Genomic DNA, 10021 nt, shown 5'->3' on the forward strand with positions numbered 1-10021 from the left:
GAACGGCTCGATCCACGCACGGTATGCATGGTCTGGGTGCCCTCGCGGCAAATACGTCCGAACATGGCAGACGAATGTTTATCGTGACGCGATTTTCGAAGCAAATCCGCGTAAAGGCAACTCACCAAAATCGCATACGGCAATAAGATATTCCGCGCCAAGGCTATTTATAAAAATGTTTAGATAGGATGAAGCTGTTTTATTTTATATTTATACTTTTTGATACGTTTGCGCTTCTGGATTCGTCGCTGTTTAACCAGCAGACAAATAGGCGAAAATCCCGGCGGCGCCCGTTCCTGAAGGTAACGTCTGGCGCCGCGCTGTGTCTATGCTTCTCCTATGAAGCCGACTCCCAGGTTCCCTGGACCCGAACGACTTTGGCATGATCGAAAAATGACACCAGACCCGTTCGACCCGCCTCGCGCAGGCCGCCTTTCCCACTATTCCGCGAAGCCGCAGGAGGAAGCATCGTTCCCCGCCGTGCCGGAACAGAATTTCCAGGTGCGCCGCATCACGTTGATCGCGCTGCTGGTCGCGGCGATCCTGCTGCCCTGCGTATATGTCGCCGCGATGGCGCTCAGCGATTTGCGCGCACGCGAGGCCGACGCCACCGACATGACGCTGCGCACGGTGCGGGTGGCCGAGGAGCACGCGCTGAAAGTGTTCGACATGAACGAGACGCTCGACGCGCGCATCATCGATCTGACCGAGGGTCTCGACGACGACGGCATCCGCGCCCGCGAAGCCGAGATTCACGAAAAGCTCCGCACGATGGGCGGCGGCTATCCGCAGGTAGCCGCCGTGTCGATCTTCGGGGGCGAAGGGACGCTGCTCGCGAGCAGCCGTTACTACCCATCGCCGGTACTGTCGATCGGCATGCGCGACGACTTCGTCGGCATTCGCGACGGCAACGCGCGCGAGCACGTGTCGAAGGTGATGACGGGGCACGTTGCCGGCGAGCAGGTGTTCAACATGGGCGTGGAGCGGCGCGCCGCCGACGGCTCGTTCGCCGGCGTGGTCTCGGTGGCGCTGCGGCCGAGCTACTTCGATGCGTTCTACCGCGAGCTGCTCGGCGGCAACGACAGCACACCGATGATCATGAGTCTCGTCCGCACCGACGGCGCGGTTCTCGCGCATTTTCCGCGCACGCCGCGCGAAGCCGCGGCCATGGCGTCCAATTCGCCGTTCGCCGAAGCGGTCGCGCAAGGGCGGCGGGCCGGCGTCGTGCGCATGCGCTCGAACGTCGACGGCGACACGCTGATCCTCGCGTTCCGGCACGTCGGCGCGTATCCGGTGTACGTGCTGTGCGGCTACCGCACGTCGGCGATCTGGGCCGCGTGGTACCGGCACCTGAGCGTCCTGATCCTGTCGATGTTCACGCCGTCGATCGCGCTGTGGTGCGTAATCTGGCTGTCGCTGCGGCGCCTCGGCGCGGAGGAGGAAGCGTGGGAGCGCTGGCAGGCCGAAGCGTCGATGCGCCGTTCGATCGAATCCGCGTATCGCCAGTCGCGCAAGATGGAGGCGCTCGGCACGCTGGTCGGCAGCGTCGCGCACGACTTCAACAACCTGCTGATGATCCTCTCGTCCAACGTGCAGATCGTGCGGCGGCGCGGCGTGGACGGGCTCGACCGAGAATTGTCGGCGATGGAGCGGGCGCTCAAGAGCGGCCAGTCGCTGACCCGGCAATTGCTCGGCGTCGCGCGCAAGCAGCCGCTGCGCACTGAGACGTTGTTGCTCGAACAATGGCTGCCGACGTGCCGCGAGTTGCTGCGCGCGTCGCTCGGCGCCAAGGTCTCACTGGTGATCGATCCCGGTACCGGCACCTGGCCGACGCGCGTCGACGTGGCGGAGCTCGAACTGGCGCTGATCAACGTTGCGGTGAACGCGCGCGACGCCATGCCCAATGGCGGGCGTTTCACGGTGCGGGCCACCAACATCGTGTTCCGTCACGAGGACGGTTTTCCGCTGACCGGCAACTTCGTGCAACTCTCGCTCGAAGATACCGGGGTGGGCATGGCGCCTGAGGTGCTCGCCCGCGCCTTCGAACCGCTTTTCACGACCAAGCCGAAGGGCATGGGTACGGGCCTCGGCTTGCCGCAGGTTTTCGCGTTCTGCGAGAGCTCGGGTGGACTCGCGGCAATCGACAGCGCGGTCGGCGCAGGCACGTCGGTGCGCCTCTATCTGCCGCGCGCCGCGGCCGAACCCGAGATCACGGCGCCGGCTGAGCCGGGCGCCGAGGAAAGTAGTGCCCCGCAAGGGTTGCGCATCCTGCTGGTCGAGGACAACGAGGAAGTAGCCGCCGGCACCGAAGCGCTGCTGCAGATGATGGGCCACCAGGTCACGTGCGTGTTCAACGCCGACACGGCGCTGCGTCTGTTCGACGATGCGCATGCGCGGCGGGCGCGCACCGGCGAGCCGCTGCCGTTCGATCTCGTGCTGTCGGACATTCACATGCCCGGCAAGCTGAACGGCATCGATCTGGCCGAGGCAGTTCTCGCCTTCGACACCAAACTGCCGGTGATCCTCGTCACGGGTTACGCGGAGGAACTCGACCGGGCGCGGCGTGTGGACGTGCGGGTGTTGTCCAAACCCTTCGATATCGGCTTGTTGGAAAAGCTGCTCGAAACGATCCAGCGCGATCTGGCGCAAACGGGCTCCGACCCGGCGGAGCATCCGGCGCAGTAAAGGCGACGGGCCTGGCGGGCGCTGCGCGCCATTTACCGATAGTTGTAAAAGCGTGGCGGTGTCCCGCCGCGCTTTTCTGCGCCAATCCCCCGCCGACCGGCGCGCGAGCAGGCACCAGGGGCGTTTGCGGGGTAAGCAGGGCACCGGGCGCGTCCCCGGCATGATCGTTGCGGCCAGTCAGAAGAAGCGGGCGGCTTGTTCCAGCGCCACCCGCTCCGCCTAAATACGTCGGGAGACAGCCATGCAACATGCCGTGATTGGTTTATTCGACACCTACATGCAAGCGGAAAGCGCTCGCGACGCGCTTGTGCAGACCGGTTTCGCACGCGAAGCGATCGAGTTGCAGGCGAACCCCGAGCCCTCCGTCGGCTCGGCGACCGACGAAGTCGCCGGTGCGGGCATGCTGGCCAACATCGAGCGCTTCCTGTCGAGCTTGTTCTCTACCGGCTCGCGCGCGCCGGACGCGGCGCGCTACGCCGAAGCCGTGCGTCGCGGCGCCGTGCTGGTGTGCGTCAACGCAACGAGCGAATCGCATGCGGAACTCGCCCGCAGCACGCTGACGAGACTGGGCGCAACCGACATCGGCGAACGTCTGCCGGATTGGGAAACGCAAACTTCAAGCGGACGCGAGCATTCGGTGCTCGACGAACTCGGCATTGGCGCCGTGACGCCGGGCACGCCGCGAACATCGAGCGCGGCGTCTGCGGCTGCGACGACCACGCCGGCCGCGAGCGCGCGGCCCGCCCCTACCGCCGATCCTCTGTACACCGCGCCGCCGGGAAGCACCGGCGCCGAGCCATTCGTGCCGCCGCCGCTCAGCGGGCGGCCCACCGTCGATCCGGTGAATGAACCGGTTCGCGATCCGTTGGTCGGCGATGCGGGACGCAGCGCGATCGCAGCCGGCTCGATGCCCGGCTCAGGCGCGGTCATGCAGCCCTCGGAGGTCGTCTCCGAAGCGGGGCAGCCGACCGCGGGTCTGGGCGGGCAAATGCCGAACGAGTATCTGGAATACGAAGAGGATTTTCGCTCGCACTACGACGAGCAATACGCGTCTGAAAATGCGCGTTACGAAGACTATGTGCCGGCGTATCGCTATGGCGCGGAAATCGGCAGCGACGCGCGGTTTCACGACCGTCCGTGGGACGATATCGAACCGGAAGCCCGGCGTCATTGGGAAACGACGTCTCCAGACAGTACGTGGGAGCGTTTCAAGCTGGCGGTGCGTCACGGATGGGAACGGGTGACCGGGCATCACCACGTTTGAACGTTGCGGCGGCGCCTGGTTTGGCGATGGCAGCCGCCGCCTCGCTGCCATGAATGGGGGCTGGCGGAAGTGGCGAGCTTTTTGCACTCGCCACTTAGAAATCCGTCACTCCGCCGTGTGCCGCTTGACCCACGCAACGTAACGGTCGACAAAAGTCTGCAGGAATTTGCGTGTGCCGTCGTTCAAGATCTCGCCTTTTTCGTTGATGACCGACGCGTCGTGCTTGATGAACACCTCGGGCTGACCCAACGTCGCGACATCGAGATACGCGAGCACGTTGCGCAAATGTTGTTGCGCCAGCGCCGTGCCGGTCGCGCCGAGCGACGTGCCGATCACCGCGCCGGGCTTGTTACCCCATGAGTTCGTGCCCCACGGACGCGAGCCCCAATCGAGCGCGTTCTTCAGCACACCGGGAATGGAGCGATTGTATTCGGGGGTGACGAACAGCAGGCCGTCGGCGGCTTCGACACGCTGCTTCAACTGCTTGCCGGCTTCGGGATAATCGGCGTCGTACTCCTGGCTGTAAAGCGGCAACGAACCGATGTCGATGAACTCGAAGGTGAAATCGGACGGCGCGAGAGAAATCACGGCTTGCGCGAGTTGCCGGTTGAACGAGTCCCGGCGCAGGCTGCCGACGACGACTGCAATGTGATGGGCCATGGTTCGCTTCCTTGATTGGGCGCTTTATGCGCAGAAAGGTACGGACTGTCCATCATAGGCAATAGACGGGCAGTTGTGGACGAAGTCGCTTGCGAATGCGGGTGCCCCATCGGGGCCGGATAGGTGGCGCGCGATGTGAGCGGTGGATAACCTCATGGCCCGCAAAGTTATCCACAGAAACGCTGAATAACCTTGTGGATAACTGGTGTTTTTGCCTTGTCAATCAAGCATGCTTTCGGTGCTGGACGATTTGAGGCAAATGCGTGCTGTGGATGTGGTGGTCGGCGTCGCGGGAAGCATGCGAAGTGTCGCGTTTGGCAAAATTGAGGCAAAAATGACCGGCGAGGCCGGGTGGAGCGGAAAGCAGCGTCGTGTCGATCACCACGGGTGAATCTGGCGACGATGGCGCCTCACCTTCCGGCCGACACCGTGCATAACGCTGTGCTTCAGCTATAGAGGGAATTGACTTTCTGGAGGAAACAGCCATGAGTCTGAATTACGCAGGTAAGTCCCACGATGAAGCGGTCGCGGCTCGCAAGAAGGAAAAGCAGCGAGCGCAGGAGCAACCCGGTGGCGAGATGGCCGTCGACGGTAAGCAGGCGGACAAGCTGCACAGCAGCGGTGAGCTATCCGAGCGCGGCAAGGAAGTGTGGCGTAAGGGTAGTGGGATGGATGGCGGCGGGAAGACCTAGTCGCCGTTTGCGGTGCAGGTGGAACACGTTGTGTTTGCGAGGCGGGCGCATCGGTGGGACGCAGTCAGATGAAGCTGCGGCTTGAGCGGGCGACATCTCATCAGCGCGGTTTGTAAAAGCGCAAAGTGAGGTGCGGGGAGCGTTGCCATTGCCCTTAGAGGGCCTCGCCATTTTGCAGAGCGCCTCGCCATTTTACGACTCCGCCAAATGCAGCTTGAATGCAAAGAGGGCGCCATATTGGGCGCCCTCTTTTTTCTCTTTGCAAACTTGCTCGTCGATGAACGCGCTCCGGATTGAGTCCGTCGCGTCCGTCCGCCGATTAGTTGCCGAAAAACACGTTACAGTAAGATGCCGGACCGTTGCACTGCGCGGGAGCGGCAGCGTGCGCTGCGCCCGAAGCGGCTGCAAACAAAGCAAAGGAAGCGATCAGGGCGGAAAGAATGCGTTTCATGGTGCTACTCCTCATCAGCGTTGGTTCGCGATCTGGTGCGATCGATGGCTGAAGGATAGCGATTCAGTAGCTGCCTAAAAATACCGAAGATGGGAAGATATTTTTTCAGTTATTGAAATAATTTGAAAGCGGTTCCTGCGTCGTCTTGACAACGCATACAGCGAGCAAGCTCGCGATTCAGCTAGTGCCGCAAGTTGCGCGTGAAACCAGTTTGATTTCAATTTTCGCAACAATGTTTTTCTAACTCTGTAGCGCTTCACCGCTCGCCCGGTCCGGCCAGTTGCGTTGCTGGCGATCGCAACATCGCTTCGCCTGTACTGGACGCGCAAAAGTAGGAACAGGGCCCACGCTAACGGCGATTCGATCCCGTCCACACACACGAGCAGCGGGCAGCACCGCCGCGCTATGCTTAGCGTTCGCCAGGAGGCGTATCCCGATAACGCTCGAAAAACCGCGCATGCGATGCTTCATCGAGCGCACCAACATGCGGTTCAGTACGCGCCGGATGTTTCTCCAGTTGCGCGCGCGTGCGAATCGGCCGATGTTGGAAATTGCCGCCGCAATTCGGACACACATTGCGCAGCCGGGTCAGCGCGCAGACTTCGCAGAAGGTGCATTCGTAGGTGCAGATCATCGCGTCGGACGCGTTCGGGGGCAGTGACTTGCCGCATCCTTCGCAAGACGGCCTCAGTTCGAGCATGGCGGTGGCTCCACTTTTCATCCATGGCGCGAGACGCGGGGTGCGCCTCGCTTGCCGGCAAGTGTAAGGGGCCCAGGCCGCCCCGAAAAGCTGCCGGGCCTCGGCGTAGGCAGATGCCCGCGCGACCTGTTCCCGTTGTCATGTCAACGCGGTCCACAATACGAGCGTCAGCGCGAGGCCGACGACGGAGACGATCGTCTGCAATACCGACCAGACCAGCACCGTCTGTTTCAATTGCAGACCGAAGTACTCGCGCACCATCCAGAAACCCGCATCGTTCACATGGCAGAAAAACACCGAGCCCGCGCCGATCGCGAGGGCCATCAGCGAATTGTGCGTCGCGCTCAATCCAGCGACAACCGGCGCGACGATACCCGCCGTGGTGGTGGTCGCGACGGTCGCCGAGCCGGTGGCCTGGCGCAGCGCGACGGCGATCAGCCAGGCCAGCAGAATCAGCGGCATGTGCGCGCCGACCGCGATCTTCCCGATCGTCGTGCTGATGCCCGCCACCACGAGCGCCTGCTTCAGGCCGCCGCCGGCGCCAATGGTCAACAGCAGCGCGGCGATCGGCGGCAGGCTTTTGCGCAGAATGCCGCCGACGCGCTCACGCGCCATCCCGCGCGACCAACCGAGCGCCACCACCGCGAACAGCACTGTGAGGCCAAGGGCGACCAGCGGTTCACCCAGAAAATTCAGCGTGTCGAAGAGGAACGTTTCAGGCTGGAGCAACAGCTTCGCAATCGTACGGCCAAGCATCAGTACGACGGGCAGCAGAATCGTGATCAGCGAAATGGCAAAACTCGGCGGCTCGGCGGTGTTTTGCTGCGCGCTGAAGAGCTTGCCCATTTCTTCCGGCTCGGCGACATGCATCCGTTTGGACAGAAAGATGCCGTAGAGCGGACCCGCGAGGATCACCGCAGGAATCGCGACGATCAGGCCAAGGCCGAGCGTCAGACCGAGATCGGCATGCAACGCGCTCACAGCGATCAGCGGACCTGGATGCGGCGGCAGTAGTGCATGCAGCGTGGTCATGCCGGCCAGCGCGGGAATCGCGATGCGCAGGATCGGCTGCTGTGAGCGGCGCGCCATGACGAAGATGATCGGCACCATCATCACGAGGCCGACTTCGAAGAAGAGCGGCAAGCCGATGATCAGCGCGACCAGGGCCATCATCCAGGGCAATGTGCGCGGCGTGGAGTGTTTGAGAATGGTCGACACGAGCCGGTCGGCGGCGCCTGATTCGGCCATCAGCGCACCGAGCATCGCCCCCAAGGCGATGATGATGCCGACGTCGCCGAGCAACGCGCCCGCACCTTTGCTGAATGCGCTCGCGACTGCTTCGAGCGGCAAGCCGGCGGCAAAACCCGCCGCGAACGTGCCAACCAGAATCGACAGAAACGGCGCGAGCTTCAGCACGCTAATGAAAACGATGATGAGTGCGAGCCCCAGCGCACACGACAAAATGAGTTGAGTGTCGTGAGATGCCCACGGAGTAAGTGTTGTCGTCAGATGCACGTTGGTCCTTTTAGTCAATGACGCAGCCGCGGTTTTGCGCGAGTGGCAAATTGTAGCGGCCGGTGACGACTCGGCGCAGCGAGGCCGGCGGGGGGCGGTCCACGCGCGTCGCACGCCGGCGTGATTTGCTTATGCGAATTTATCGGTTCGTCCAGGCTTGCAGACGAATTATCGTCGGTGCCAATCGACCCGTTTTGCGGCCGTCTTTTAAATGAGCATTGCCATGTCAGGTCATTCGCATCTCACACGCCGCGCGTTTCTTGCCGGCGTAGGCGCTTCGCTCGCCGCCGCCACGTTGCCGGTCGTCTCCACGTCCGCATTCGCCGCCGATACGCAGACGAAGGAATTTCGCATCGGCTATCAGAAAGCCGCCAACACGCTGGTGTTGCTGAAGTCGCACGGCACGCTGGAAAAGCGGCTTGCGCCGCAGGGTATCACCGTCAAATGGACCGAATTTCCGGCTGGCCCGCAATTGCTCGAAGGGCTGAATGTCGGCGCAATCGACTTCGGCTATGTCGGCGAGGCGCCGCCGGTGTTCGCGCAGGCCGCGGGGGCCAACTTCGTCTACACCGCTTATGAAATTCCGACGCCACACGCCGAAGGCATCCTCGTGCATCAGGATGCGCCGATCAAAACATTGGCCGATTTGAAAGGCAAAAAGATCGCGCTGAACAAAGGCTCGGACGTGCACTGGTTTCTGGTCGCCGCGTTGCAGAAGAACGGCGTGAAGTACAGCGAGATTCAGCCCGTCTACCTGGCCCCCGCCGATGCACGCGCGGCCTTTGAACGCGGCGCCATCGACGCATGGGCCATCTGGGACCCGTTCCTCGAAGCGGCGAAACGGCAGACGAACGCACGCCTGCTCGCGGATGCCGAAGGTATCGTGAGCCACCATCAATTCTTCCTGAGCGCGCGGCCGTTCGCGGAGCAAAACAGCGCGGTGCTCGCGATCATGATGGATGCGGTTGACAAAGAGGGGACGTGGGTGCGCGGTCACTACGCCGAGGCCGCCGCTCAACTCGCGCCGATTCAGGGGCTCGACGCGAGCGTGATCGAAGCGGGCTTGCGCCACTACGCGCATGTCTACAAGCCCATCGATGCGAGCGTGCTGGCGGAGCAGCAACGTATCGCGGACACGTTCAGCGAGCTGCGCCTCATTCCGACGAAGATTGTCACGAAGGATGCGGCATTGCCGGGGAAAGCTTAGTTTGCTTTCGGGGTTGAGCGTTGATGTGCTCCGGATTTTGACTCTCGACGCTGTTATATCGCGCGAGTCGGCTTTCTTTCGACGCTCAGGCGAATAGCGCAGCAACGTTTTCCGGCGGCCGACCGATCACGGCCCGCCCGTTTCGCACGACGATCGGTCGTTGCAGAAGGATGGGGTGCGCTGCCAATGCTTCGTATAACTGAGCGTCAGTGCAGGTGGCGTCGGCGAGCTGCAGTTCCTTGTACTCGGCTTGCGTGTCGCGAATCATCTCGCGGACCGTGCAGCCGAGTTGCGCGTTGAGTTGTTTGAGCTGAGCGACGGTGAGCGGATGTTTCAGGTACTCGATGACTTCTGTTGTTTCGTTCGTGCTGGTGTAGTTGCTGGTGATGAGTTCACAGGTAGCGCGCGATTTGGAGCAGTGGGGGTTGTGGTAGATCGTGATCACGAGGGAGTTGTTATGTAGTGAGGGATGGGGTGTGGGGAATTTTAGCGGGTAGAGGGGACGTAGGGCGGGACGCTGGTGACCTTCCTGTCTGTTTCTTGTCCGGTTGGCGAGGCGTGGGAGTGGCCTTGTCTGGGTGGGGAATTTCGGGGTTCAAAAAAGGTACGCTGCTCGACCGAGGTAGATGGATAAGTAGCCGTTAAATTTTTTCGCGCCTGTTGTTGTTTTTTCTGTCCTTCGCTGATGTCGTTTTGCTGCTGGGGTTAAAGCTGGAAGGGCGGGCAGCGACGAGTTTCCGGAAGGGATGATTGCGTGACAGGGCAATACGACGGGGCAGTGGGGCAGTGGGGCAGTGGGGCAGTGGGGCAGTGGGGCAGTGGGGCAGTGGGGCAGTTGAGTGGTGTT

At 62.3% G+C, this 10021-nt stretch carries 9 protein-coding genes; 4 read left to right on the forward strand and 5 right to left on the reverse strand.

The features are described from left to right. Positions 1-393: 393 nt before the first annotated feature. Both PQQ53_RS33895 and PQQ53_RS33900 read left to right on the forward strand, forming a co-directional pair. Positions 394-2685, forward strand: coding sequence for a hybrid sensor histidine kinase/response regulator family protein (locus PQQ53_RS33895; protein WP_408154610.1), 2292 nt, complete (start codon positions 394-396; stop codon positions 2683-2685). A gap of 241 nt (positions 2686-2926) precedes the next feature. Beyond that, a complete protein-coding gene (locus tag PQQ53_RS33900) occupies positions 2927-3949 on the forward strand; it encodes a hypothetical protein (protein ID WP_408328950.1) in 1023 nt (340 codons plus the stop codon). Positions 3950-4054: 105 nt separating this feature from the next. Here PQQ53_RS33900 and PQQ53_RS33905 read toward each other — a convergent pair whose 3' ends face one another. Continuing rightward, positions 4055-4609, reverse strand: coding sequence for an NADPH-dependent FMN reductase (locus tag PQQ53_RS33905; RefSeq protein WP_408328953.1), 555 nt, complete (start codon positions 4607-4609; stop codon positions 4055-4057). 485 nt (positions 4610-5094) lie between these two features. Between PQQ53_RS33905 and PQQ53_RS33910 the strand changes: the two genes are divergently transcribed. Beyond that, positions 5095-5301, forward strand: a complete 207-nt coding sequence (locus tag PQQ53_RS33910; protein ID WP_408154604.1) for a hypothetical protein — start codon at positions 5095-5097, stop codon at positions 5299-5301. A gap of 319 nt (positions 5302-5620) precedes the next feature. On the opposite strand, the gene PQQ53_RS33915 is transcribed toward PQQ53_RS33910, so the two are convergent. From PQQ53_RS33915 to PQQ53_RS33925, 3 genes are all read right to left on the reverse strand, one after another. Beyond that, on the reverse strand, positions 5621-5752 hold the full coding sequence (locus PQQ53_RS33915; protein ID WP_408141899.1) for a hypothetical protein: 132 nt from the start codon (positions 5750-5752) through the stop codon (positions 5621-5623). 409 nt (positions 5753-6161) lie between these two features. Beyond that, positions 6162-6452 carry a DUF1272 domain-containing protein gene (locus tag PQQ53_RS33920; RefSeq protein WP_408141897.1) on the reverse strand — a complete coding sequence of 97 codons (291 nt, stop codon included), beginning with the start codon at positions 6450-6452 and terminating at the stop codon, positions 6162-6164. A 138-nt stretch (positions 6453-6590) separates the two neighbouring features. Then, a complete protein-coding gene (locus PQQ53_RS33925) occupies positions 6591-7967 on the reverse strand; it encodes a GntT/GntP/DsdX family permease (RefSeq protein WP_408328956.1) in 1377 nt (458 codons plus the stop codon). A 223-nt stretch (positions 7968-8190) separates the two neighbouring features. Here PQQ53_RS33925 and PQQ53_RS33930 point away from each other — a divergent pair, with 223 nt between their 5' ends. Beyond that, a complete protein-coding gene (locus PQQ53_RS33930; protein WP_408328959.1) occupies positions 8191-9174 on the forward strand; it encodes a sulfonate ABC transporter substrate-binding protein in 984 nt (327 codons plus the stop codon). A gap of 85 nt (positions 9175-9259) precedes the next feature. Here the strand turns inward: PQQ53_RS33930 and arsC are convergent, their stop codons facing one another. After that, the gene (gene arsC, locus PQQ53_RS33935; RefSeq protein ID WP_408328962.1) at positions 9260-9619 is read right to left on the reverse strand and encodes an arsenate reductase (glutaredoxin); all 360 of its coding nucleotides are present in this window, start codon (positions 9617-9619) and stop codon (positions 9260-9262) included. Between the last annotated feature and the right edge of the window lie 402 nt (positions 9620-10021).

The sequence above is a fragment of the Paraburkholderia strydomiana genome (assembly GCF_046030495.1).
GTDB classification, from domain to species: domain Bacteria; phylum Pseudomonadota; class Gammaproteobacteria; order Burkholderiales; family Burkholderiaceae; genus Paraburkholderia; species Paraburkholderia strydomiana_A.

Bases quoted from the DNA above. Each gene is read 5' to 3' on its own strand.
- PQQ53_RS33905 (WP_408328953.1), bottom strand. From the start codon at position 4,609: ATGGCCCATCACATTGCAGTCGTCGTCGGCAGCCTGCGCCGGGACTCG.
- PQQ53_RS33920 (WP_408141897.1), bottom strand. From the start codon at position 6,452: ATGCTCGAACTGAGGCCGTCTTGCGAAGGATGCGGCAAGTCACTGCCC.
- PQQ53_RS33915 (WP_408141899.1), bottom strand. From the start codon at position 5,752: ATGAAACGCATTCTTTCCGCCCTGATCGCTTCCTTTGCTTTGTTTGCA.
- PQQ53_RS33895 (WP_408154610.1), top strand. From the start codon at position 394: ATGACACCAGACCCGTTCGACCCGCCTCGCGCAGGCCGCCTTTCCCAC.
- PQQ53_RS33910 (WP_408154604.1), top strand. From the start codon at position 5,095: ATGAGTCTGAATTACGCAGGTAAGTCCCACGATGAAGCGGTCGCGGCT.
- PQQ53_RS33930 (WP_408328959.1), top strand. From the start codon at position 8,191: ATGTCAGGTCATTCGCATCTCACACGCCGCGCGTTTCTTGCCGGCGTA.
- PQQ53_RS33900 (WP_408328950.1), top strand. From the start codon at position 2,927: ATGCAACATGCCGTGATTGGTTTATTCGACACCTACATGCAAGCGGAA.